General features: G+C 38.3%; 1 protein-coding gene. It reads right to left on the bottom strand.

What is annotated here, in order from left to right:
• Positions 1 to 37 precede the first annotated feature (37 nt).
• Positions 38 to 266: M24 family metallopeptidase (locus SB717_RS36495; protein WP_410907924.1), on the bottom strand; the 229-nt coding region annotated here is incomplete at its 5' end.

Raw genomic sequence — 266 nt, 5'->3', positions numbered from 1 at the left:
ATTTTCGTTCGAGTTTTGTAAACTCTTTCATTCCCAATTACAACTTCGTTAAAATGATTGGCCCATCTTTTGTAATCGCAAGTGTATGCTCATATTGAGCTGATAATTTCCCATCCATCGTTCGTGCAGTCCACCCATTTAAATCTACTTTCGAATATCGCATACCTACATTGACAATCGGCTCAATCGTAATCACCATTCCTTCTTGTAACTGAGGCCCTTGTCCTTGTTTCCCAAAATGAAAAATTGCTGGTTCTTCATGAATC

Origin of the sequence: Priestia sp. SIMBA_032 (genome assembly GCF_046535215.1) — a bacterium.
Lineage (GTDB): Bacteria > Bacillota > Bacilli > Bacillales > Bacillaceae_H > Priestia > Priestia aryabhattai.
This window is presented reverse-complemented; position numbering and strand designations above follow the sequence as displayed.